Source organism: Fluviicola sp. (assembly GCF_039596355.1).
Classification (GTDB): domain Bacteria; phylum Bacteroidota; class Bacteroidia; order Flavobacteriales_D; family Crocinitomicaceae; genus Fluviicola.
Map to the genome: position 1 here is coordinate 516,764 of NZ_JBCNJW010000002.1, position 23,463 is coordinate 540,226.

The window sequence follows — 23,463 nt, forward strand, 5'->3', positions numbered from 1 at the left end:
ATCCTGTTTTTAATTCCCTGCACCTTTTGCCTTGCGTTTTACCGGCAAAACAAGCGGTGTAAGGTCTCGAATTATTATTGTTTTGTCATGCACGAGCATTCTGGTGATTTGAGCTTTTGTTTAGAAAGAGTTCAATTAGAACTTTTAAACCTTTGAACTTGTTCTCCCTCCTCTATCAACACGATTCATTATCACCTATTTTTTCGTACGCTGCCTATTGTTTTTAAACACACTTTCCTATGCTGTTCCTTCTGCTCCAACTTCCTCTTCTTCCTCATCGGTCTTTTTACTGCTCACCCGTTCCTGGAGATTCTGGAAGATGATAAACAGGATCGGGATAACGAGGACTCCGAAGATCGTTCCGACCAACATTCCTCCTACCGCACCGGTTCCGATGGATGTATTTCCTGCCGCTCCTACTCCTTTCGACAACATCAGCGGCAATAATCCGAAGATGAAGGCAAAAGAGGTCATCAGGATCGGTCTCAATCGAGCCGTTGCTCCACTTATGGCAGCTTCCACAACACTCATCCCTTTTCTTCTGCGTTCCACGGCGTATTCTACGATCAGAATGGCATTCTTCGCCAATAGCCCGACGAGCATCACCAGTGTAATCTGTGTATAAATGTTGTTATCTACTTCAAACAATTTATCGAACAGGAATACTCCTGACAAACCAATCGGGAGGGAAATCAATACTGCCAGCGGCAGGATGTAGCTTTCGTACTGTGCCGATAAGAGGAAGTATACGAATACCACACACAAGAGGAAGATGTACAAGGTCTGGTTTCCTCCGGTGCTTTCTTCACGGGATAGACCTGAGAACTCATAATCGTAACCTGCCGGAAGCTGGCTTTTCGCCACTTCTTCAATCGCTTTCATTGCATCTCCGGAACTGTAGCCTGCATTCGGCGTTCCGTTAATTGAAATGGATGTGAAGAGGTTGAAGCGGGAAATCACCTGCGGACCGTATACCTGTTTCATAGAAATGAATTCAGAAACCGGAGCCATTTCACCGTTTGCATTTCGGACATAAATCGAGTTCAAACTTTGCAGGTCTTTTCTATTTCCTGGCTCTGCCTGGTAAATCACCCGGTATTGCTTTCCGAATTTGTTGAAGTTGGATGCATACACCCCACCGTAATATCCCTGGAGCACGCTCAGTACATCACTCACCGTAAGTCCTGCCTGCTTCGTCTTCGCCACATTGACATCAAACTGGTACTGCGGGAAGTTCGGGTTAAAGGATGTGGTTGCATACTGGATTTCCGGGCGCTGGCTCAAAGCAGTCAGGAAGCCTGTGGCAACATCGTTGAATTTATTGATATCACCTCCTGATTTGTCCTGCAACTGGAATTCGAACCCGGCGGTGTTACCAAATCCCTGGATGGTCGGAGGGGAAAAGAAGATAATCCGTGCGTCTTTGATGTGTCCTGTCCGGGCAAACAAATCCTGGATAATGGCTTTCACATCGCGTTCGCGTTCGTCCCACAATTTTAGCCGCGTTAATACCATCCCGTAGGAGCTACCTGTACCACTGATGATGGAACGACCGACTACGCGGAGGGTGAATTTCGTTTCCGGAAGGGAGCGCACGATGCTGTCAATTTCTGTCAATACTTGTTCTGTGCGTTCCTGGGATGTTCCCGGAGCAAGTGTAATATCAGAGAAAATGGTTCCCATATCTTCCGCAGGAACGAATCCTTTCGGAGTGGTTTTCATTCCCCAAACCAATAAGCCAGTGAATATTGCCAGGATTGCGAACATCACCCATTTTCTTCTGCTCATAAACGAAACAGAACGTTTGTAACGGTTTGTCAATTTATCAAAAGAAGCATTGAAAGCGACGTTAAAACGCTGCATGAAGGATTTTTTGTTCCCGTGCGCATCTTTGTGCGGCTTCAGCAACATGGCACAAAGCGCCGGGCTCAGTGTCAAAGCGTTTACTGCTGACAGGATGATCGAAATAGCCAGTGTCAAACCGAACTGTTTGTAGAATACCCCGGTTGATCCCTGGATGAAACTCACCGGAACGAATACTGCAGCCATCACGAGTGTAATGGAGATGATTGCTCCTGTAATTTCGTCCATCGCATCAATGGTTGCTCTCTTAGCCGATTTATATCCTTCGTCGAGTTTGGCGTGGACCGCTTCTACTACCACAATAGCATCATCCACCACGATACCAATCGCCAGCACCAGGGCAAACAAGGTCAGCAAGTTGATACTGAATCCGAAGAGGTTCAGGAAGAAAAAGGTTCCGACAATCGCCACCGGCACGGAAATCGCCGGGATCAATGTGGAGCGGAAGTCCTGTAAGAACAGGAATACCACCAGGAACACCAGGATGAATGCTTCGATCAGGGTGTGGAATACTTTTTCGATGGATGCATCAAGGAAGTCGTTCACGTTTACAATGGTCGTGTATTTCACTCCTTTCGGGAACGATGCCTGTGCTTCGTCCAATACTTTCAGCGTTCCTTCGATGACTTCCTGTGCATTGGAACCAGCCGTTTGGTTCACCGCAACTCCCAACCCAAATTTACCGTTTACACGAACGGAACTGGAATAACTCTGTGCTCCGAGTTCGATTCGTGCAATATCTTTCAAACGAAGTACTTCTCCGTTTTCTCCCACACGTACTACGATATCGCCAAATTCAGTGTCTTCTTTCAGCCTTCCTTTGTACTTGATCGTGTATTGGTAACTCTGGTCTGCCTGCTCACCGAATTGTCCGGGAGCCGCTTCAATGTTTTGTTCTGCCAATGCACGGTTCACATCATCCGGAACGAGTCCGTAGCTAGCCATCACATCCGGTTTCAGCCAGATTCGCATGGAATAATCCATCAAACCGAAAGCAGTTGCGTCTCCAACCCCTTTGATCCGCTTAATCTGAGGAATCAGGTTGATGTTGGCGTAGTTCTGAAGGAAGGTCTGGTTATACGTCGAATCCTCACTGTACAAGTTAAAGATGAGCAAGTTACTTGCCTGACGTTTGGTTGTTACAACCCCGGCGCGGGTTACCTCCGCCGGTAATAAGCTCGTTGCCCGTGAAACACGGTTTTGTACGTTTACGGCTGCCAGATCGGGGTTTGTTCCCAGTTTGAAGTAAACCGTAATGGTTGCCGTTCCGTCGTTTCCGGCTGTTGAAGTCATGTAGGTCATGTCTTCCACCCCGTTAATCTGTTCTTCGAGCGGGATCACGACGTTGTTCAAAACCACATCGGCGTTGGCTCCCTGGTAGGATGCAGATACCTGAACGGTCGGCGGTGCAATATCCGGGTATTGGGAAACCGGAATGGCCACAAGGCCCAAAACCCCGAGAATCACGATCAATATCGAGATTACCGTAGATAAAACGGGTTTTTCTATGAATTTCTTAAACATAAGATGTATTTAAAATCTGTACTAAAATGACCGGGTGGAATCTTACTGATTCAATTCTGCGTAAACCGTTTTCGGGTCTGCTTTCGTCATTTTCACTTTCATGCCGTCTTTCAGGAATTGAACGCCTTCTAGAATCACCAGGTCTCCTTTTTTGAGACCTTTGTTGATGATGAAGAAGTGTCCGCTGGTTGCTTCCATCATTTCCACATTGATGCTGCGAACGATTCCGCCCTGTCCTACTACGAAAGCAAACTTTTTGCCCTGAACGTCTGAAATAGCACGTTGCGGGATCAGGAATCCGTTGTTGATTTCCTGCGGGATCAATACCTGTGCACTTGCTCCGCTTCGAAGCAGGTTCAACTGATTGTTAAACGTAGCGCGGATGCGTGCCGTTCCGGTTTGTGGATTGATCAACCCGTTAACCGACCCGATTTTTCCTTTTTCAGGATAAATGGTTCCGTCTGAAAGCAAGAGGGAAACTTCCGGGAAATGTGCTACTTTCTGGTCGAAGCTGCTTCCCTGTGTATTGCGGATAAATTCCAGCAATTGTTTTTCGTTCAGTGAGAAGTAAGCGTAAATCTTCCCGATGTTCGAAACGGTTGTCAATGGTTTCACAGTCGTTCCGGAAACCAAACTTCCCGTTTTGAACGTGATGCTTCCGATTACTCCGTCGACCGGGCTGGTGATTTTCGTATACCCGAAGTTCACATTGGCATTCACCAGGTTTGCTTCTGCCTGAGCCAATTCCGCCAAACGTGTTTGCAGGGTCAGGTTCGCCTCTTCCAGCTCGTATTTGTTCACGATGCTTTTTTCGACCAGGTTTTTGGTTTTCTGAACTTGCAATTTGGCGTTGCTCACTGCCGCTTCTGCGCTTTTAATCGCTGCGTTTGCCGTGCGAACCTGCTGTTCATATTGCGGAGCGGAAATCGTGAAAAGCAATTGTCCTTTTTTCACGAATTGTCCTTCATCAACCAGGATTCTGTCAACGAAACCATCCACTTTCGGGCGGATTTCTACGTTTTCAATTCCTTCGATTGTTGCGGGATAATCTATTTGAATCGTTGTTGATCGCGGTTCAACCTCCAGCACCTGATAAGTTTTAATCACGTTGGCTGCCGGAGCTTCTTCTTTGGAACTACAAGAAGCTAAAAGAATCAGCGACAAAGTCGCAAATGCATGAATTGGTTTCAATACTGTCATAAAATCTGTCTTTTTAAACTCACCACATTCATTGGGGTTCTTGTGAGAGTCAAATATCTTGCTTTTGGTTTAACTATTTGGTTAACTTTTCGCAAAGATCATGCATCAGCTAAAATAAAGACTTATTCAATTCATGCAATTTATTATTCAAATCAAACATTTTAATTTTTTTAACTAAGTGCCTTCGCGAAACGATCTCGGGGTCAATGTAGTCTGCTTTTTGAAAAAACTGTTGAAGTTGGAAGGGTGCTCAAATCCCAGTGTATAGGCGATTTCAGCCACAGAATTATCGGTATGCCGCAATAAAGCCTTGGCTTCGTTGGCCAGTCGGGAAGAAATAATTTCGGTTGTACTTTTTCCCGTTACTTCTTTAATCGAACGGTTCAAATGATTCACATGAATGGCTAATTTCTCTGCAAATTCGCTTGGTTTTTTCAATGCCAGCGACTGGTCTGAAGAATCGATCGGAAACTGTCTTTCAAGCATTTCCATAAACAACGTGGTCAACACCACCGATGCGGCAGGCTTCTTGTCTTCGTGGATATTCTGGAAACGCAATTTATTGGTTTGGTGCAGCAAAATGTGCAGGTAATGCACGATAATTTCATATTTCTTGATGTAGTTCCCGTCCATTTCATCGTGCATCTGCTTAAAAATGAATTCAATCTGTGCTGCCTGCTCATCGGTGAGCGGATAAACGGGGTTCATCGCTGTATTCATCAACGGAGTGTCTCGGAACAAATTATCGAGTAGATACGTGTCGATAAACTGGGTGTTGAAGAGGCAGAAATAGCCTTGCTGTTCTTCCGAAACCGGTTCCCAGACGTGTGGCACATTTCGGTGGTAAAAAATCAGTGTTTTACCTGAAACGCGCACTTTCGAATCTTCGAAATGCACAATCCCATCGCCTATAATCAGGGAAATTTTATGGAAGTCTGTACGATGTAGTTCTGTGATGCGCGCGCACTGTATCTGACCGCGTTTGAACACGTTAAAGTGGCTCATCCGCGACAAATGCGAGAACTGTTCCATCGTTCCCTTATTCAATATGCTTGCATAAAATTCCTGCAAGGTCAACAATCCGGTCATCTCCAAAAATTATGTTTTTCAAATATACGACTTTACAAATTATCCATGACGAATGATTTAATTATCAAGAGTGATTTTCATCCCTGATGATTAATCATGTCCTGACTCTGTTTAGACTTCTTTGAAAACCACAATTCCGTTATGCCCCCCGAAACCGAAAGTATTGCTCAGGGCTACTTTCACGTTCTTTTCGACTGCCTGATTTCTCACGATGTGCAGGTTATCCGGAATTACCGGGTCCAGCTGATGCAAATTGATGGTTGGCGGGATCAGTTTTTCAGTGATCGATTTGATCGAAAGGATCGCTTCTACTGCTCCTGCCGCTCCGAGTAAATGTCCGGTCATGGATTTGGTGGCACTGATACTTAAAGCACTGTTTTCTCCGAACACCGATCTGATCGCAGCAATTTCACTTAAATCCCCGACGGAAGTGGACGTGGCGTGCGCATTCAGGTAATCGACCTGGTTTGGATTTAATTGCGCTTCCGCCATGGCCAATTCTATGGCTTTCTTCGCTCCCAAACCTTCGGGATGCGTGGCGGTCATGTGATATGCGTCCGCAGTCATGGAAGCACCGACCAATTCGGCATAGATGGTTGCTCCGCGCTGTCTGGCATGTTCGTATTCTTCCAAAATCAATGCACCGGCTCCTTCTCCCATGACAAATCCATCGCGGTTTACATCAAACGGGCGGCTGGCTTCTGCCGGGTTGCTATTGTTGGTCGACATCGCTTTCATGGCATTGAAACCGGCAATAGACGCTTCTGTTACCGGCGCTTCCGATCCACCTGAAACAAACACTTTTGCTTTTCCCAGCCGGATGTAATTGAACGCATCCATCAATGCCGTATTGGAAGTGGCGCAGGCAGAAACGGTGGTATAATTGATTCCTTGCAGCCCGAATTTGATCGAAATCATCCCGGAAGCCATATTTGCAATGAGTTTCGGAACGAAAAAGGGATTGAATTTCGGGATAAAGTTCGTTTGTACGTAGTTTTTGACTTCTTCTTCGAATGTTCCCATTCCGCCCTGCCCGGTTCCCCAAATCACTCCTATGTCAAACGGATCCAGTTTCTCCAGCTCCAACCCGGAATCTTCCAAAGCCTGCGCCGCAGCGTACAGGGCATATTGCGTGAATAAATCGCTGCGCTTGATTTCGGCGTGTGTCAGGTACTTTTCCGGATCAAATCCATGGATTTCACATGCAATCTGCGTTTTAAAATTTGTCGCATCGAAACGGGTGATGATCCGCGCTCCGCTTTTCCCTTCCAGGCTGTTTTTCCAGAATTCATCCACCGTTTTCCCCAATGGATTTACGGTCCCCATTCCCGTTATAACTACTCTTTTCATATTTTTTTACTTAATCATTCAGATCCTGCTACTATCGGTATTTTGTTGTTCTTCGAATTATTCCATTGAGTGAAAGGTTCAAATCTTCTTCGCTCGTAGCCTCGAAGATTCAAAAGAGTTCAATGTGAACATTTATTCATTCTTTAAAATCATACAGGTCGAAACGGCATGTGCATACGTTCTCCCGGATTCATCGGTCAGCGAAGCTTCGACCAGTGCCGTGCGGCCTCCCAGATGGATTACTTTCCCCACAGCAGTGAGTTTTCCCGTTTTGGAATGAACCATTTTCAAAAAATTGACTTTCAGTTCCAAAGTTGTATAGACCACTCCTTTCGGCAGCAGCGAATGCAGGGTGCATCCCATCGCAGAATCCAGGATGGAAGTGATCACACCGCCGTGTACACTTCCGTTGGGATTGTAGTGAAATTCGTGCGGTTCGAAGACAAAGCTCACTTTTCCTTCTTCGATTTCTCCAATTTCGAAATCCAGGGTGTGGATCAAAGGCGATGCGGGGATTTCTCCCCGCATCATGCCTTGTAAATATTCCAGTCCGGAAAGTTCTCTGGACAACTCCACTCCTTCCAACGGGTTTCCCCAGGAGTAAGTTCGCTCTCTTTTCATTTCTTCCATCGTTATGCTGTTACTTTCACATATTCTTTGGTCATTCCGACAGGAACCAGGTGTTGATCTTTTTCCATTGCCTGAATCAGTTCGCTTGCCACTTCCTGCGGAGGAATTCCGGATTCACCTCCGATTGCTTTTGAAAAGTCGGTGTTTACCAACGGTGGAATCAATTCAAAGACGCGGAGTGTATCGCCCAATGTATTGCGCAATACGTCTGTGTAGGATTTCAAAGCCGCTTTGCTCGCTGAATAGGTCGGTACGGAATTCTGCGGAAAATAGGCCACGATGGACGTCACGTTGACCAGCGCCGCATCGGGATTGTTTAATAAAACCGGCAGCAATTGTTCCGTTAGAGCGACAATCGACAAATAGTTCGTTTCGATTTCCCGGCTTGCTTTGGAGTATGCACCTGCATCGGAACTCAATTGGTATGCATCGGCATAGCCCGCGTTGTTGATAAGCATATTCAGCTCCGGATGTTCTGCCCGGATGACTGAAACCAGGTGGTCTACACTTGCTCCATCCGTCACATCTCCTGCGATCGGGAATACGTTGTTCAATGTTGCCGCTGCCTGTTTCAGCTTTTCTTCATTCCGGCCTGTGATCAGGATTTTGTTTCCACGTTCTGAAAGTTGTTTTGCCAGTTCGAACCCGATTCCTGCCGAACCTCCTGTAATTAAAATGGTGTTCCCGTCTGTTTTCATTTGTTCTGTTTTAAATTATTTTGTTTGCTATGCTTGAAGGCAAGATTTACAGAGGCAAGACTTCACGAGTCATGACTCCTATAATCCCGACTCTTTTAGTCTTACAGTCTTGCCTCTAAAAGTCTTGGTCTTCTATTTCAAATTTTCAATCAGCATGGCCGTTGCGCCACCGCCGCCGTTACAAATCGCCGCAATTCCGTATTTGGCTTGTTTGTCTTTCAGGATGTGTGCCAGTGTCACCAGGATTCGCGCGCCGGAAGCTCCCAGCGGGTGACCGATGGCAACTGCTCCGCCGCGGATATTGACTTTCTCCAGATCCATCCCGGCCAGGCGCGCATTGATGATCGGCACGTTTGCATAAGCTTCATTCAGTTCGAAATAGTCGATCTCGTTCACTGAAACACCTGCTTTTTGCAGTGTTTTTTCAATGGCAATCGCCGGTGAAGTCGTAAACCACTCGGGAGCTTGTGCTGCATCCGAAAACGCAACGATTCTTGCCAGCGGCTTCAGGTTGTGTTTTTCGAGGAATGCTCCGGAAACAATGATTAATGCCGCTGCTCCGTCATTCAAATTTGATGCATTTGCCGCCGTGATTGAACCATCCGCTTCGAAGATCGGTTTGAGTTGTCCCAATTTTTCCGGGTTTAACTTCTCGATATCTTCGTCTGTTGCGTAGACAAACGCGCCTTTCTTGGTTTGAACCGTGATCGGTGTGATTTCATTCGCAAAGCTTCCCGAAGCGTGCGCTTGTTGTGCTTTGGAGAAGGTTTTCAGCGTGTATTCGTCCTGTTCTTCGCGGGTGATTTGGTATTTCTTGTTGGCTAATTCAGCCGCGCTTCCCATGTGAAAGTTGTGGTAGGGATCCCACAAACCGTCTTTAACCATTCCGTCGATGAGGTTGTGATTCCCGGTTTTGTGCCCGTTCCGGTGATTTTCGAGGTAGTACGGCGCATTCGACATACTCTCCATTCCTCCTGCGAGTACTACCTCACTGTCTCCAGACAAAATGGATTGTACCGCGTATGAAACGGATTTCAGTCCGGATGCACAAATTTTATTGATGGTTGTTGCGTCTGTTTCATCCGGGATTCCTGCCAGACGTGCTGCTTGTCGCGCCGGTGCCTGCCCGATGTTTGCCGACAGTACATTCCCCAGGATCACTTCATCGATGTCGCTGAGTTGGATTCCGGCTTTGGAAACGGCATCTTTGATGGTTTCTGCTGCGAGCTGGGGTGCTGTGAATGAGGATAAAGATCCGAGGAAACCTCCTGTTCCGGTTCTTGTTGCTGCTAAGATATAGGCTTGTTTTTCCATTTTTGTGTTTTTTATTGGTCGTAATTCCACAATATACCAACCGGTATATTTTTGGGTGAAAAAATTTAATATTCTTCTTTTATTTATTCTTTACCGGACAAATAGCAGATTCAAGCATCTTGACTGCTGATTACCGCTACTAAAATCAATTCCTATTTTCCCATTCATGTTGTTTTCCGTTGCCGTAATTCCGCAATATACCAACCGGTATATTTCTGGGCAAAAAAAATTTCAACCCGTTATCTCCACAATCATTTTCCGGATAAACAACAAGTTCGAATTCAAATGCTGCTTATTCCGGAATGTCTTGGAAAGTAGCATCCCTCCTTCAATCAGCGAAACAAACTGGTCGGCAAAAGCTTCCGCATCCGTTTCAGCTAAAAAAACACCGCTCTTTTTCCCATATTCCACTACCCGGCGCACATGAGAATGCCATTCCAGCATCGCCTTGCAAACGCGCGAAAACAATTCCGGGTTCGAATCATCTGCATCCACCGCCGTGTTCAGCAAGGGACAACCTCCCGAAACGTAGACATGATCGAATACTTCTCCGTAGAAATCCACATACACCAGCAATTGATCAACCGGATCTTTCAACCCGATCGAACGCGCAACGATTTCATTCCGGATCTTTCCCAGGTTGTAATCAAAAGCTGCTGCAGCTAATTCGTCTTTGTCTTTGAAATTGCCGTAAATGCTTCCTTTTGTCAACCTGGTAGCAGCCGTAATATCCGAAATAGATGTTCCTTCGTACCCCTTTTTGTTGAAAATCGGAGCCGTTGTTTCTATGATGAATTGCCGTGTACGTTCTGCCTTTGTCATGAATTTGCCACTTGCCTGTTCTGCAAATGTACATCAATTCCAGAAATAAAATACCAATTGGTATATTTTTTTTCTCATTGAGAATGGATCATTTAAAAACTGAAAAGATTTTTTAATTGAACTATTGCCTGATTATATTCGCTTCAAAAACACAAACAAAACACATGGAATTCGGAAAGGTCGACCGCAGTTTATTGGATAAAATCAATTTTCGTCTGCCGGAAGACGGTTACTTTGCCCGGCAATTGAAGCCTGCTCCGGAACGACCAAAAGTGTACATAGGTAGTGAGCGCTGGGGACGCAAGGAATGGGTCGGTCTTATTTATCCTGCCAAAACGAAAGAAAGTGATTTCCTGGAGCAGTACATTAAAAACTTCAGCGGAATTGAGCTCAATACGACGCACTACCAGGTTTATGCTCCGGCAACTATCCGGAAATGGGCCGAAAAAGCTGCCGGAACTGATTTTCGCTTTTGCCCGAAATTCCCGCAATCCATTAGTCATTACAGTGATCTGGCTAGTCAGAAAGCTCTGATTGAAACTGACCGTTTCTTTCAATCGATCATTCATTTCGAAGAACACCTCGGCCCCTTATTCCTGCAATTGAGTGAACGCTACGGCCCGGCAAAAAAACATGCTTTGTATTCCTACCTGAAAACACTTCCGCGCGACCTGGACATCATGCTGGAAATCCGCCATCCGGACTGGTATTCCGAACCGCATCGTTCCGAATTGTTTGCATTGCTGCATGAGCTATCTATCGGCCTGGTCATTACGGATGTTTCCGGCAGAAGAGATTGTGCCCACATGGAAATCACCGCTCCGGTGACTCTTATCCGCTTTGTAGGCAATGCACTGCATTCAACCGACTATCAGCGCATCGACGACTGGGTGGAACGCATTCATTCCTGGCTCCAAAAAGATTTGAAAGCCATTCATTTTTACCTGCATCAGCCGGATGCCACGTATGTCCCCGAATTAATGACCTATTTGGTAAAGCAACTCAACCAGATTGACGGGCTGCAACTGCAGGCTCCGAGGTTGATTGAGACCACCGGAAGTTTGTTCGACTGAGGTTGATCCGGCTGAAAACCCTATTTCGCAATTTTCCCAAATTCCCATATCGCTATATGGCGAACCCCCTGATTCTACTGGACAAATAGATACATATCTATCCGTATTTACTCTTTCTCAACCAACTTATTTCCATCCAAAAACCTTCCCCTTGCTTTCCCCCTGTTTTCGCATAGTTGTTGAAAGTGAACGACTTGTTTACCTAATTTAGGTTCTGTTCTATTCACTGTGACGCCATGATTGTTACCCTTAGCCGATCTTTTTTCATTCGAAATGATTCCTGGAAAAGAATCCTTCGAAGTACCCGGGATGGCTTCCGATTCTCAGAGCGCCACACTATTCATTACGACGACATGCCTCAAAACAAATTTGCCCTCGCACGATATGCCATTATCGACGAGCTACTGAAGAAAAACAACTACGTCAAAACCTCCACCATTACGGAAGCCTGCAAAAGAAACCTGGGGTATCAGGTTTCACAGCGGACTATTCAGTTGGACATGAATTCCATGAAGAACGACAGTTTTCTCGGGATTTTTGCGCCTATCGAATACTGTAGCAAGCGAAAGGCGTATTATTACCACGATTCGGATTACGAATTCGCTTACCAGCAGTTAAACCTGAACGAAGTCAATCTGCTGGAAAATGCCTGCAGTATTGCTTCCCGCCACATGAAACCGGATCAGCGCATCATCCTGGGTGATGTCCTTTTCAAAATCAAGAAAAAATACATGGCGAAATAAAACTTCGCCATCCGGACTTATCCTTGTAAGCTAATTGTTTTTGTTCCCATTCACTGATACAAGATGATTTTTGAAGCCATACAACTCCTCTCGCAGCAACTCAATGATTATCTGAAAATCCGATTCAGATTGACGGAAGATATTGTGTTCATTTCACCGATCAAGGATCCTTCGAAAAGCTTCCCGAACCGTGTCGGAATTACCATTGTTGGAGTGGAGCGCGAAACAGGAGCCGGAGTGAGTTTTCAGCGCCGGGTGGTTTCAGAATCCACATCTGCACAGAGCGTTCCGGCATGGCAGATCAGTCTGAATGTACTCATATCCGTTATTTTCCAGGAAAAACAATACGAAGAATCGCTTCGGTTATTCTCAGCAGTAATTGCTTTTATCCAGAAAAACAACATGGTGCGCTCGGCTAATGAAGACATCAGTTTCTCATTGGAAGTGATGAACATGACCATCCACGAGCTCTCCAATCTCTGGAGCATCTGCGGCGAGAATTACTATCCGTCCGTAGTCTGCAAAATCCGACTGCTGACAGTAGATGCCGGTGAAATTGTTGATTTGTCCTACCTCATCTCCAAACCGGAACAAACAACTGATCTCCGATGAGTACTCAACATACATATCGCATTTGGTTAAAATTCGTCATCTCGCATGATTATTTTGAAGCGGAACAATGCGGTGTGGTTCTCGAACCCGATCAGCTTACACGAAACGAATTGCAGAAAGCCGGGATCCTGTTCAAACAGCAAAGTCCCTGCTCCTGGGTACTCATTGTTGAAAACGACATCCACCTGGAAGCCGATGAGCAGTTATCCTTTCAGCTGAAAGCCGCGCACCCCGATTTTTATTACTATACCAACGAAGCAGTTTCCGATATGGAAGATTGCCTCATCAGCGACTATCAAAAAGGAGGCATCTGGAAAATCCTGAGTCTTCCGCTATCCGAAAACCGCGTGCAAAATACCGAAACGGAAACGATTTCAATCCGGCTGGGAAACCAGCAAAAACGCATCGAATTTCTCATCCTCCCCTCACAATCCTACCTCAACGATCCCCTCGAAATCAGAGAACAGCGCGGAAAAGTACTGTTCAACCCGCTGGAAGAATCAACGCTTCCGGGAACGGATCAAAAGCTATTCCGCTTTGTCTCTTCCGAAACCCTTCCGCTGAAGAAGAAAAGTGACTATCAGTTTCATTTATGGGAACTGCGGAAAAGCGGCGACAACCTGCTGAGCCGCCTCCCCGATTTCCCGCTGATCCAGTCGCTTTCGCCTTTTAGTCCGAAAGACACGCTAACGAGTTACATCTATTTATAAATCAATAAATCCATATAATGAGTACAATGAAAACACCAGGGGTATATGTCGTTGAAAAGAACGCTTTCCCGAATTCCGTTGTCGAAGCTGCTACTGCCGTACCTGCATTTATCGGGTATACGAAGTTTGCCAAAGACGGCAACAAAACGCTGCTGAACAAGCCGTGGAAAATCAACTCAATGGCTGAGTTCATCCAATACTTCGGCGGACCTCCCGTTCCGAAATTCTCTATTACGGAAGCGAAAGACGGTGAAGGAGACGAAGCTCAGGTAGGAACTTCCCACCTGACGATCAACGACAAAAAGTACACTGTTCAGCGAAGCGACAAGTACAATTTCTACTACCAGATGCGCTTTTTCTTCGCAAACGGAGGGGGAACCTGCTACATTGTTTCAGTAAGTGAAGGGTACACCGAAGATTTGTCCTACGACAAACTAACCGGCGGAATCACTGCACTGCTGAAAGAACAGGAACCGACAATGGTCTTGATCCCGGAAGCTGTATACCTCGGTTCGGTAGACGACTGCTGCAAACTGCAGGCAGACAGTATCAGACATTGTGGATTTGACATGCAGAACCGCGTTGCCGTACTGGATATTTACGATGGTTTCAAAGACAGCGACAGTGTGATCACGGATTTCCGCGAGAAAATCGGTACGGAATTCCTGAACTATGCAGCGGCTTACTATCCGTGGTTGAACACAACGATCGTTCCGGATTCGGACATCAGTTTCCTGAACATGGAAGCTCCGGATGACCTGATGGCGATCCTGACAGCGAATGATACCGAAGGAAAACTGACAGATTTTATCGCAAACGTTGCTTCGGCAAAAATCGCGGAACTGAACGAACTGGATCGCGAAACGACTCACAAGGTACTGGCACGCCACTCTTCAGCATACAGTGAGGTGATGCGTGAAATGTTACTGACGATCAACATGCTTCCTCCTGCTTCTGCAATGGCTGGAATTTACACCATGGTTGACAGCACCAAAGAAGTTTGGAAAGCCCCGGCGAATATCGGTGTAGCTGCTGTGATCAGCCCTACAGTGAGTATTTCCCACAAAGACCAGGAAGGATTAAACGTTCCGATGAACGGAAAAGCTGTCAATGCAATCCGCTACTTCGTTGGTGAAGGAGTGAAAGTATGGGGAGCACGCACACTGGACGGAAACTCCCTCGACTGGAGATACATCAACGTACGCAGAACGATGATCATGCTGGAAGAATCCATCAAGAACGCCGCAAAAGCTTACGTATTCGAACCAAACGTTGCCAATACCTGGGTGAGCGTGAAAAGTATGATCACCAACTTCCTGAACGGAATCTGGAAACGCGGTGGATTAGCCGGTGCTTCTCCGGAAGATGCATTCAGCGTACACCTCGGATTGGGTGAAACCATGACGCCGGAAGACATCCTGGAAGGAATCATGCGCATCACGATCCTGGTAGCAATCTCCAGACCTGCAGAGTTCATCGAGATTACGTTCCAGCAGCAAATGCAGAAAAGCTAAAAACAAATTTTAAAGTGAGAATTGAAAAGTTACTTCGACTCCGCTCAGTTTACTTTTCAATGGTACATTATCCATTTTCAATTAAATAAAAAATTAAGAAATCATGGCAGGAGAAAAACAAGACAACGTATGGCCACTACCGAAGTTTTACTTCCAGGTAAAGTTGGGCGATAAAGAAGTTCCATTCCAGGAAGTATCCGGATTGGATATCGAAGCTCAAATTGTTGAATACAGACACGGAAACAGCAAAGAGTTCTCGACCATCAAAATGCCGGGAATCAAGAAAACCGGAAACGTGACCCTGAAGAAAGGTGTTTTCGTAAAAGACAACGGATTCTGGGACTGGTTCAACAAGATCAAAATGAACACCATCGAGCGTCAAACGGTTGTGATCAGCTTATTGGACGAAGCCGGAAAACCAACGATGGTTTGGACCTTGAACAATGCATGGCCTACGAAAATTACCGGAACGGATATGAAATCCGACGGAAACGAAGTAGCTGTTGAGACCATTGAGGTAGCTCACGAAGGATTGACGATCGCAAATAGTTAAACATCTGAAGCATGAGTAAGCAAAAATGGGAACTTCCGGTAGCGTTTTATTTCCAGGTGAAAATCGGGAATGAGGAATTCGCGTTCAAAGAAGTAACCGGATTGTCGGCTGAAATGGAAACAGAACCTGTGAAAGAAGGAGGTGTGAATGATTTTACATACCTCCTTCCGAAGCAAATCAAGCACAACAATCTGAGTCTCAAAAGAGCATTGAACCCGATCAACCGGAATGATGTGGTCTGGATCAAAAAGATCCTGGAAGGCGATTTTTCGCAACCCATTGTCCCGCGCGACATCATTGTGAACTTGCTGGGCGCAGACGGTACGCCGATCTATACCTGGACGTGTTCCCAGGCCTACCCGGTCAAATGGGATGTCGCAAGTCTTGATTCGCAAGCCAACACGGTGTTGATCGAAACCATCGATTTTGCTTACACAACTCTCAAACGTTCTTAACAACCGTACACATGTCAATCATCATCAAGGAAATCAGTATTCGGACAACCATTGAGCGCAAAGCAGGCTCAAACGGGGAATTGGATTTGAAGGTGGCCAAACTGAAAAAGGACATCCTCCGGGAAGTTCATGACACCTTGCGAAAACAGCGAATCAAGAAAGGAGACCGCTAATGGGAGAATTAGTCAAGCTGAAAATTCTGGGGTATGAAACCCAAAGTTATTCCGAATCGAAAAAGAGCGGGGATTTCACCACACAGGTGAACCCGGCTTCTATGAAATTGGGGAAAACACTGAATTATCAGCCGAACGGAGAAGCACAGGGTGTTGCAAACCTCCGGAAATTCCGTTCCCAGGCACTCGACTCACTTTCCTTTGAAGTATTGATGGACGACACCGGGATCATCCCAAGTAAAACCGGGAAGATCAAAGACCGGATCAATCAGCTCGAAAAAGCCATTTACCGGATCAACTCCGAGAGCCACGAACCGAGCTACGTCAAAGTGATCTGGGGAACTTTCATCTTCCGGGGAAGGGTCGAAACAATCAATTACGACTACAGTCTCTTTGCTCCCAACGGAACCCCGCTGAGAGTGAAAGTTTCCTTTTCCTTCAACGGTTATTTCGACAAGGACACAACCCAGATGAATTCACCGGATCTTTCCCGGGTGATCACCTTTCGCGCCGGAGACAGCATTGCACGTTACTGCGATGAAATCTACGGCGATGCTTCCTTCTGTCACGAAATAGCAGCATATAACAATTTAAGTGAATTCCGGAAAATCGAACCCGGAACGAAAATCCTCTTTCCTCCATTAGTAGCAAAATGAGCGTTTCACCGGAAAAAAATAGCGAAGGCCTTGTAACCTGTTCCATTTACAGCAGCAACAGTAAAATCAGTGATTCTTTTGAGCTGGTTTCTATTCTCGTGCGTAAAGAAATCAACCGGATTGGTCGCGCAACACTCGTATTTGAAGCCGGTAACATGCCCCAGAAAGAAATTCCGGAAAGTGACGATGACACCTTTGCTCCGGGGAAAGAAATCCGGATTGAAGTCGGGTATCAAAGTGATGAAAAAAGCATTTTCGAAGGCATGGTCGTGACCCACAACCTGGATATCCCGGAAGATGGGCCTACAACCCTACAAATCGAATGTGCCGACTACCTGCTTCCCGCCACGCTAAACCGCAAAAACAAGCTGTTCGAACAACAAAAAGACAGCGACATCATCAACGAAATTTTAGGCGCTTATTCGGGACTGACTGTTACGGTAGATGCAACTACGTTTACACACCCCGAACTCGTTCAATACTATTCCTCCGACTGGGATTTCGTTTGTTCGCGGGCAGATGCCAACGGACTGCTGGTGATTTCAGACGGGAAAACCGTGAAAATTGCAAAACCGGCCGTTTCTGCTTCTGCAGTATTAAGCGTGACTTACGGAAGTGACCTGATTTCCTTCCGCGGAGAATTGCAGACCACCGATCAAACAATTGGTGTGGATGCTTATGCCTGGGACATCGCCACACAAGCCATGATCAAATCGGCATCGGCAAAACCGACATTGAACAGCCAGGGGGATCAAACATCGTCAGCATTGGCAGAATCCATTAAAGGCGACCGCTGGGAAGTTCAAACTGAAAGTTACGGAGACACTTCGCAGCTACAGGCCTGGGCAGATGCGCAGGCACTGAGAGCCGGACTCGCCAGAATTCGCGGAGAAATCAAATTCCAGGGAAGTTCGCTCGCTGTTCCAGGTTGTTTAATCACCCTTGCCGGGCTCGGAAAACGCTTCAACGGAGACGCCTATATTGGGATGGTGGAGCATGAAATCCGCGACGGAGAATGGCTCACAACCGCAGGAATGGGCGTTGATCCGGAACTGGCGACACAAAACACAGACGTGGTTACGCCTCCGGCTTCAGGGTTGCTTCCGGGAATCGAAGGATTACACGTAGGAGTTGTCAAAAAAATAGACGAAGATCCCGGAAAAGAATACCGGATCCAGGTCGAAATTCCACTGTTGAACGCAGACAAAAACCTGGTTTGGGCGCGTTTGAGCAATTTCTGGAGCAGTAAAAGTTACGGTGCTTTCTTTATTCCCAACATCGGAGATGAGGTCGTACTGGGTTTCCTGAACAACGATCCTACTTACCCGGTGATCCTGGGTAGTTTATACAGTTCATCCAACACCGCACCGCTGGAAATTGACAAGAAAAATCCCAAACAATTCCTGCAGTCTAAATCGGGATTGAAGTTTGAAATGGACGATGAAAACAAAATCATCACTGTTCAAACACCTGCATCGAATAAGATGGTCCTGAGCGACAAGGACAAATCCATCAGCATTACCGACCAGAACGGAAACAAGATCGAACTTTCAAGCAGCGGAATTCTCATTGAAGCAGCCAAAGCAGTAACGATCAAATCCGGAACGGAAACAGGCATCAAAGCCGGAACAAGCGGAAGTTTCAATGCTGCAACATCATTGGCCCTGAAAAGCACCAACATAGAAGCTACAGCAGACGCTGGTTTCACAGCAAAAGGAAATGCCACAGCCGAGTTGTCCGCCGCAGGACAAACCACGGTGAAAGGCGCAATAGTCATGATCAACTAAGAAAAAATATGAGTTTAGCTGCCCGATTAACAGATATGCATACCTGCCCGATGGTTACACCGGGAGTTCCTCCTATTCCACACGTGGGCGGCCCTATTTCCGGGCCGGGAGCACCGACCGTTCTCATCGGCGGACTACCTGCGGCGGTGATGGGCGACATGTGTGTCTGTGTTGGTCCACCAGACAGTATTGTCAAAGGATCAGCAACGGTAATGATTGCCGGAAAACCTGCAGCACGGATGGGTGACACCTGTGCACATGGCGGAACGATTGTATTAGGATGTCCAACTGTATTAATCGGCGGATAAGATGAGTGATAAAACCTATTTAGGAACAGGATGGGGATTCCCGGTACGCTTCAATCTGAACCAGCACGGGGTACACCTGGTATCGGACGAGGAAGACATCTGGGAAAGCCTGCGTATCTTGTTTTCGACCATTCCGGGTGAACGCGTATTCCGCTACAGCTATGGCTGTCCGATCGATAAATGGGTATTCTCCAAAATCGATCTGTCGGAAAAAACGATGATGATCGACATCATTGAACAGGCCATCCGGGAAGGCGAACCGCGCATCATTACAGACGCCGTGGACGTAGAAATCCGCGATGCCATGGAAGGAATTCTGTGGATCAAGGTCGATTTTACAATCCGGCAAACCAACAGCCGAAGCAGCATGGTTTATCCGTTCTACTTCCTGGAGGGAACACAACTTTAATTACGAATTACGAATGAAAAGAAACATAACTGAAAATGAGACATGAAGAACCAATTCGTAATTCGTAATTCGTAATTCGTAATTCGTAATTCGTAATTCGTAATTCTTTAAAAAATTGATGGAATCAAGAGACGGACATAGCAGAAAGGATCGGTTGGATCGCCTACGTGTGCCTGGCAGTTTTAAAATGCTGGACAACGACAAGGGTGTTATGCTCCAAAAATTGATCCGCATCGCCGGGTGGATCCGGTTTTACAACGAAAAAGAAATCCCGGAAGGTTATTTCGAAGCATTTCTACGCGAATTGAAAGCGCTGTATGAAAGCATCCAGATGAAACATGCGCACGAAGCAATCGGGAAAATGGAGCCTTCACAGGCACTGCTCCTGGCTTTCATCGAGAACCTTCAAAAAATCAGTGAACATTACAACGACCGCTGGAACAATTTTGCAAACTGGTACCTGACCGAATACCTGAAAGTGAGTCCGCTTTCGGTGAAGGGAGACAAAGTTTGGCTTGCTTTCGACAAAGCAACTCCGGGGCCTGTCACGATTGAAAAAAATACCGGGTTCAACCGGAAAAATGCCGATCAGAACGTGCTGACTTACCGTTTGGCAGACGAAGTCATTGTACAGGATATCACCGCAGTGAGCGCTTATACCATTTGCCTCGACCGGAATCCGTACCACTACCCTGCTTCCAGCCTGAATTTCGTAACGGCCATCAAAACCCGTGATTTGCTTCACGACAAGCCGGCGGTTGACCGCACCTTGTTGTTTGACCACGAACACCTATCACGGGAAAGCCGTGCAATCGGGCTGCGTATTGCAGCTCCGTCCCTGCTTTTGCGGGAAGGAAAACGGAATGTGACAATCTATTTTGAAGCGGAAAACAAGGAATGGATGAAAATCCTGGAAAAGGCAGAGGCAACACTACTTCAAACGGACAATAATCCTCAAACACTTCAGACCAAGTTGTTCAACAACCTGTTTTACATCACAATCAGTACACCAACCGGCTGGACGAACGTGAATGTATACGAGGTCAAAAAAGACAAGCTCAAAAACCGGCTGGTGCTCAAATTCCTGCTTCCGGAAGATTTCCCTTCCACAGTAGATTGTACGAAGGAGGTGCATCAGTTCGAGTCCGAATTCCCGGCTTTGGAAATCCGGCTCAATTTCGATGCCTGGCTGTACCCGTATTCCTGGATCCGCAAACTGAATATCCAGCGCATCATCATCCGCACCAAGGTGGAAGGAATCAGCGATGTGCAGGTATACAACGAACTCGGGAAAATCGACAATACCAAATCGTTCCCTCCTTTCGGAATCAACACTTCTGCCGGAACCTGGATGGCGATCGGGAATTACGAAATGGCCATCAAAAATGTAAGCAGTATCAATGTTTCGGTCAAATGGAACCAATTGCCGCTGCATCCGAAAGGTTTGAAGGGGCATTACGCCGCTTATCCGGGTATTATTGAAAACGATTCGTTCAAAATCCGGGTGCGCTACCTGAGCGACAACAGCTGGTTTCCAACTCCCGGAAACAACTATTTCTCTCTTTTCGAAGATGCCATAATCGAAGATCCGAACGCCGCAAAACTCGATAAAGCTGTTGCGGAAGAAAGTAATTTCAACAAAATTTCCGTAAAAAAAATGGTTCCGTTCGAAGGCAGCGAAGAGGAATACAAGTACACGATCAAAACGCGAACCGGCTTCGTGCGTCTGACGCTTGAAAAACCCGATATGGGATTCGGCGCTCAGGAATACCGCGATTTGTTTACCGAGCGCATGATGATGAAAAAATGGCGCAAAAAGCGACTTCCGGTGCTGCTTCCGCCGATCGCTCCGCACGTGGAAAACATGACCCTGGACTACCGCTCGGAAGACATCATTGATCTGCGGAAAAATGCACGAAACAGTTCCGTGATTGTCGATCAACTGCATCCTTTTGGAGTTGTTTCATCGCGCGAAGTGAGTACGAACACCGGCATTCCGTTTGTCTTTTCACAACAAACAGATGCCAGTCTGATCCTGGGATTCAAAAACGTGAAAGGCGGCGAAATCTTTTCTACGTTCATCGTATTTGAAACAACCTTGAATGAAATGACCGTTGACGACCTGCCGCAAATCGTGATGTATTGGGGCGATGGTTTCGACTGGGAAGAAATTCCGCGTGGGTTCATTGCCAAAGACGAAACCAAGCGCATGACCGTAAGCGGAAACCTGGTGTATCATTTCCCGGATTACATTCCGCCGAACCTGTATGATAAGGATGGCATTCTGTGGATCCGGGCCGGTTTTGTCAAAAACCACGAATTTGTTCCTGAAATCCGCGCGATCTATAACAATGCGGGATTGGTAGTCCTGGAAACAGACGATACTTCTGTGGAAAAACTACAATCCTTTAAAAACGCGAACGGCTTGCTCGAACCGGAGAAAAAATTGCCGGGAATTACTTCCATTGAGCAAATTACGTCCTACTATTCGGGCCAGGAACTGGAAGATTTGAAAAGCATGCAGGCACGTGTTTCGGAATACGTCACGCACCGCGGAAGAGCTGTCACAGCACGCGATTTCGAGTTATTGACCCTGCAGGAATTTTCCGATATCGGCAAGGCCTTGTGCTTGCCCAATACGAACCTGAAAAACGCACGACAAGGAGTCGTAACAGTAGTTGTGATTCCGCAAAACAAGGTCAAAACACTCCACGATTCCAAACCCATGGTTCCGTCAGGATTGCTTTCACGCATCGAAGATTTCCTGAATGCACGTGCATCGAAAAATGTGTTGGTCGACGTAGTCAACCCGGTTTATGAAGAAATCCAGGTGAAATGCGTGATCCGCCTGAAAGACCGGAACCAGTTAGTGCCGCTGGAATCGCTCCACGAGATTTGCGACAATTTCATCGCTCCCTGGCAGGCAAAAAACACCCTGCCGAAATTCGGTGAAGCAATCCATGTTTCGCGGATTTACGAAGCGATCCGGGACGCAGATTTCGTAGCCGGCATCAGCTATTTTGCGGTAATCCGCGTATCGCAGGATAAATCCGGAAGACGCAGCGATTATCAGTTATACAAACACGAAGACCGGGAAACAATCCTGGCCCCTGATCAGCCGTACAAACTGTTTGTACCTGCTCAAACACATATTATACAAGTAGAGGAACATGATGAAGATGCCACTCCATATGGTTTGGGCGACATGGAAATAGGCAAAACATTCATCCTCTGAAAAAAATACCAGCATGGCGATTAGAAACAGAAATACATTGATTGAAGGCTTCAGCAAAGGACAACGTCCGACCGCCGATGATTTCAAGAATCTGATCGATTCAACGGTCAATATCCTGGATGACGGTTTTTCAAAAGATGCCCAATCCGGGATCAAACTTGCTCCCATCTCCGAGCAGGAAGGAACCGTGATGACGTTTCTGCAAAACATGACGGATGATGCCGGCGGACGCTGGGAATTTGACATCCTGAACAACGATATGAAAATCAGCCGGGTTAGCGAAAAGGAAAAAAACCAGCTGATTCTGCTGAAGCAAAACGGGGAAATCGAACTGGGCGAAGAAGGCTGCGATATCCACGTAAAAGGCACACTGCACACAGAACAACGTTCCGGGAAGAACCTGAAACAAGTTCCGGCAAACGGAAAATGGCAGAACCTCACGGAATTACTGCCGGGAATCCGTGCCTTGGAAGTGGTTTGTGTGATGGGAAAACGACACACGGGGAAACACGCCGTACTGGTTGCACATGCTACCCATTGTTTCGGTGCGAAGCCGCGTATCAAATATGTGCGTTCTCATTTCGGCATGTTCGGGAACAAACTCATCCTGCGCTGGCACAAATCTCCGAAAGACAGAGCCTGTCAGCTCCAGGTCAGAACCCGCTTCAAGCTGGGAGACGATATTTACATTCAAAGTTCCATTACCTCCCTGTGGGATAACCCGCTGATGGAAAATCTATAGCCT

General features: G+C 46.6%; 22 protein-coding genes. 14 read left to right on the forward strand and 8 right to left on the reverse strand.

From position 1 onward, the window contains the following. Nucleotides 1–237: 237 nt before the first annotated feature. The 8 genes from ABDV94_RS07435 to ABDV94_RS07470 form a co-directional block, all read right to left on the reverse strand. Nucleotides 238–3,387, reverse strand: coding sequence for an efflux RND transporter permease subunit (locus ABDV94_RS07435; protein ID WP_343606093.1), 3,150 nt, complete (start codon nucleotides 3,385–3,387; stop codon nucleotides 238–240). Between the two features lie 42 nt (nucleotides 3,388–3,429). Then, nucleotides 3,430–4,587, reverse strand: coding sequence for an efflux RND transporter periplasmic adaptor subunit (locus ABDV94_RS07440; RefSeq protein WP_343606094.1), 1,158 nt, complete (start codon nucleotides 4,585–4,587; stop codon nucleotides 3,430–3,432). A gap of 174 nt (nucleotides 4,588–4,761) precedes the next feature. After that, nucleotides 4,762–5,676 (reverse strand): AraC family transcriptional regulator, encoded by a 915-nt coding sequence (locus ABDV94_RS07445; protein WP_343606095.1) that lies wholly within the window; start codon nucleotides 5,674–5,676, stop codon nucleotides 4,762–4,764. A 111-nt stretch (nucleotides 5,677–5,787) separates the two neighbouring features. Next, nucleotides 5,788–7,026 (reverse strand): beta-ketoacyl-ACP synthase II, encoded by a 1,239-nt coding sequence (gene fabF, locus ABDV94_RS07450; RefSeq protein WP_343606097.1) that lies wholly within the window; start codon nucleotides 7,024–7,026, stop codon nucleotides 5,788–5,790. A 132-nt stretch (nucleotides 7,027–7,158) separates the two neighbouring features. Beyond that, entirely contained in the window at nucleotides 7,159–7,647 is a 489-nt protein-coding gene (locus ABDV94_RS07455; protein ID WP_343606099.1) for a PaaI family thioesterase, read from the reverse strand. Between the two features lie 11 nt (nucleotides 7,648–7,658). Next, complete coding sequence (locus ABDV94_RS07460; protein WP_343606100.1) at nucleotides 7,659–8,354, reverse strand: SDR family NAD(P)-dependent oxidoreductase; 696 nt, start codon at nucleotides 8,352–8,354, stop codon at nucleotides 7,659–7,661. 132 nt (nucleotides 8,355–8,486) lie between these two features. Further along, nucleotides 8,487–9,668 carry an acetyl-CoA C-acyltransferase gene (locus ABDV94_RS07465; protein WP_343606101.1) on the reverse strand — a complete coding sequence of 394 codons (1,182 nt, stop codon included), beginning with the start codon at nucleotides 9,666–9,668 and terminating at the stop codon, nucleotides 8,487–8,489. A gap of 231 nt (nucleotides 9,669–9,899) precedes the next feature. Further along, nucleotides 9,900–10,490, reverse strand: coding sequence for a TetR/AcrR family transcriptional regulator (locus tag ABDV94_RS07470; protein ID WP_343606103.1), 591 nt, complete (start codon nucleotides 10,488–10,490; stop codon nucleotides 9,900–9,902). A 164-nt stretch (nucleotides 10,491–10,654) separates the two neighbouring features. Between ABDV94_RS07470 and ABDV94_RS07475 the strand changes: the two genes are divergently transcribed. The 14 genes from ABDV94_RS07475 (at nucleotide 10,655) to ABDV94_RS07540 (ending at nucleotide 23,460) form a co-directional block, all read left to right on the forward strand. After that, complete coding sequence (locus ABDV94_RS07475) at nucleotides 10,655–11,563, forward strand: DUF72 domain-containing protein (RefSeq protein ID WP_343606105.1); 909 nt, start codon at nucleotides 10,655–10,657, stop codon at nucleotides 11,561–11,563. 353 nt (nucleotides 11,564–11,916) lie between these two features. Beyond that, entirely contained in the window at nucleotides 11,917–12,306 is a 390-nt protein-coding gene (locus tag ABDV94_RS07480) for a hypothetical protein (protein ID WP_343606107.1), read from the forward strand. 63 nt (nucleotides 12,307–12,369) lie between these two features. Further along, nucleotides 12,370–12,918 (forward strand): DUF4255 domain-containing protein, encoded by a 549-nt coding sequence (locus tag ABDV94_RS07485; RefSeq protein WP_343606109.1) that lies wholly within the window; start codon nucleotides 12,370–12,372, stop codon nucleotides 12,916–12,918. Then, nucleotides 12,915–13,628, forward strand: coding sequence for a hypothetical protein (locus tag ABDV94_RS07490; RefSeq protein ID WP_343606111.1), 714 nt, complete (start codon nucleotides 12,915–12,917; stop codon nucleotides 13,626–13,628). The genes ABDV94_RS07485 and ABDV94_RS07490 overlap by 4 nt, the downstream gene beginning before the upstream one ends. A 17-nt stretch (nucleotides 13,629–13,645) precedes the next feature. After that, nucleotides 13,646–15,142: a phage tail sheath C-terminal domain-containing protein gene (locus tag ABDV94_RS07495; RefSeq protein ID WP_343606113.1), complete on the forward strand. Its 1,497-nt coding sequence runs from the start codon at nucleotides 13,646–13,648 to the stop codon at nucleotides 15,140–15,142. A 103-nt stretch (nucleotides 15,143–15,245) separates the two neighbouring features. Further along, complete coding sequence (locus ABDV94_RS07500; RefSeq protein WP_343606115.1) at nucleotides 15,246–15,695, forward strand: phage tail protein; 450 nt, start codon at nucleotides 15,246–15,248, stop codon at nucleotides 15,693–15,695. 11 nt (nucleotides 15,696–15,706) lie between these two features. Then, complete coding sequence (locus tag ABDV94_RS07505) at nucleotides 15,707–16,150, forward strand: phage tail protein (protein ID WP_343606117.1); 444 nt, start codon at nucleotides 15,707–15,709, stop codon at nucleotides 16,148–16,150. Between the two features lie 11 nt (nucleotides 16,151–16,161). Next, on the forward strand, nucleotides 16,162–16,323 hold the full coding sequence (locus ABDV94_RS07510) for a hypothetical protein (protein WP_343606119.1): 162 nt from the start codon (nucleotides 16,162–16,164) through the stop codon (nucleotides 16,321–16,323). After that, a complete protein-coding gene (locus ABDV94_RS07515; protein WP_343606121.1) occupies nucleotides 16,323–16,979 on the forward strand; it encodes a hypothetical protein in 657 nt (218 codons plus the stop codon). The genes ABDV94_RS07510 and ABDV94_RS07515 overlap by 1 nt, the downstream gene beginning before the upstream one ends. Next, complete coding sequence (gene vgrG, locus ABDV94_RS07520) at nucleotides 16,976–18,766, forward strand: type VI secretion system tip protein VgrG (protein ID WP_343606123.1); 1,791 nt, start codon at nucleotides 16,976–16,978, stop codon at nucleotides 18,764–18,766. Before ABDV94_RS07515 ends, vgrG begins: the two co-directional genes overlap by 4 nt. Nucleotides 18,767–18,774: 8 nt before the next feature. Continuing rightward, the gene (locus ABDV94_RS07525) at nucleotides 18,775–19,074 is read left to right on the forward strand and encodes a PAAR domain-containing protein (protein ID WP_343606125.1); all 300 of its coding nucleotides are present in this window, start codon (nucleotides 18,775–18,777) and stop codon (nucleotides 19,072–19,074) included. 1 nt (nucleotide 19,075) lies between these two features. Next, complete coding sequence (locus ABDV94_RS07530) at nucleotides 19,076–19,483, forward strand: GPW/gp25 family protein (protein WP_343606127.1); 408 nt, start codon at nucleotides 19,076–19,078, stop codon at nucleotides 19,481–19,483. Nucleotides 19,484–19,601: 118 nt separating this feature from the next. Next, complete coding sequence (locus ABDV94_RS07535; RefSeq protein ID WP_343606129.1) at nucleotides 19,602–22,718, forward strand: hypothetical protein; 3,117 nt, start codon at nucleotides 19,602–19,604, stop codon at nucleotides 22,716–22,718. Nucleotides 22,719–22,731: 13 nt separating this feature from the next. Further along, the gene (locus tag ABDV94_RS07540; RefSeq protein ID WP_343606131.1) at nucleotides 22,732–23,460 is read left to right on the forward strand and encodes a hypothetical protein; all 729 of its coding nucleotides are present in this window, start codon (nucleotides 22,732–22,734) and stop codon (nucleotides 23,458–23,460) included. The last annotated feature ends 3 nt before the right edge of the window (nucleotides 23,461–23,463 follow it).

Excerpts from the sequence above, each read along its gene's own strand:
- ABDV94_RS07435 (WP_343606093.1), bottom strand. The coding sequence starts at position 3,387 with ATGTTTAAGAAATTCATAGAAAAACCCGTTTTATCTACGGTAATCTCG.
- ABDV94_RS07440 (WP_343606094.1), bottom strand. The coding sequence starts at position 4,587 with ATGACAGTATTGAAACCAATTCATGCATTTGCGACTTTGTCGCTGATT.
- ABDV94_RS07445 (WP_343606095.1), bottom strand. The coding sequence starts at position 5,676 with ATGACCGGATTGTTGACCTTGCAGGAATTTTATGCAAGCATATTGAAT.
- fabF (WP_343606097.1), bottom strand. The coding sequence starts at position 7,026 with ATGAAAAGAGTAGTTATAACGGGAATGGGGACCGTAAATCCATTGGGG.
- ABDV94_RS07455 (WP_343606099.1), bottom strand. The coding sequence starts at position 7,647 with ATGAAAAGAGAGCGAACTTACTCCTGGGGAAACCCGTTGGAAGGAGTG.
- ABDV94_RS07460 (WP_343606100.1), bottom strand. The coding sequence starts at position 8,354 with ATGAAAACAGACGGGAACACCATTTTAATTACAGGAGGTTCGGCAGGA.
- ABDV94_RS07465 (WP_343606101.1), bottom strand. The coding sequence starts at position 9,668 with ATGGAAAAACAAGCCTATATCTTAGCAGCAACAAGAACCGGAACAGGA.
- ABDV94_RS07470 (WP_343606103.1), bottom strand. The coding sequence starts at position 10,490 with ATGACAAAGGCAGAACGTACACGGCAATTCATCATAGAAACAACGGCT.
- ABDV94_RS07475 (WP_343606105.1), top strand. The coding sequence starts at position 10,655 with ATGGAATTCGGAAAGGTCGACCGCAGTTTATTGGATAAAATCAATTTT.
- ABDV94_RS07480 (WP_343606107.1), top strand. The coding sequence starts at position 11,917 with ATGCCTCAAAACAAATTTGCCCTCGCACGATATGCCATTATCGACGAG.
- ABDV94_RS07485 (WP_343606109.1), top strand. The coding sequence starts at position 12,370 with ATGATTTTTGAAGCCATACAACTCCTCTCGCAGCAACTCAATGATTAT.
- ABDV94_RS07490 (WP_343606111.1), top strand. The coding sequence starts at position 12,915 with ATGAGTACTCAACATACATATCGCATTTGGTTAAAATTCGTCATCTCG.
- ABDV94_RS07495 (WP_343606113.1), top strand. The coding sequence starts at position 13,646 with ATGAGTACAATGAAAACACCAGGGGTATATGTCGTTGAAAAGAACGCT.
- ABDV94_RS07500 (WP_343606115.1), top strand. The coding sequence starts at position 15,246 with ATGGCAGGAGAAAAACAAGACAACGTATGGCCACTACCGAAGTTTTAC.
- ABDV94_RS07505 (WP_343606117.1), top strand. The coding sequence starts at position 15,707 with ATGAGTAAGCAAAAATGGGAACTTCCGGTAGCGTTTTATTTCCAGGTG.
- ABDV94_RS07510 (WP_343606119.1), top strand. The coding sequence starts at position 16,162 with ATGTCAATCATCATCAAGGAAATCAGTATTCGGACAACCATTGAGCGC.
- ABDV94_RS07515 (WP_343606121.1), top strand. The coding sequence starts at position 16,323 with ATGGGAGAATTAGTCAAGCTGAAAATTCTGGGGTATGAAACCCAAAGT.
- vgrG (WP_343606123.1), top strand. The coding sequence starts at position 16,976 with ATGAGCGTTTCACCGGAAAAAAATAGCGAAGGCCTTGTAACCTGTTCC.
- ABDV94_RS07525 (WP_343606125.1), top strand. The coding sequence starts at position 18,775 with ATGAGTTTAGCTGCCCGATTAACAGATATGCATACCTGCCCGATGGTT.
- ABDV94_RS07530 (WP_343606127.1), top strand. The coding sequence starts at position 19,076 with ATGAGTGATAAAACCTATTTAGGAACAGGATGGGGATTCCCGGTACGC.
- ABDV94_RS07535 (WP_343606129.1), top strand. The coding sequence starts at position 19,602 with ATGGAATCAAGAGACGGACATAGCAGAAAGGATCGGTTGGATCGCCTA.
- ABDV94_RS07540 (WP_343606131.1), top strand. The coding sequence starts at position 22,732 with ATGGCGATTAGAAACAGAAATACATTGATTGAAGGCTTCAGCAAAGGA.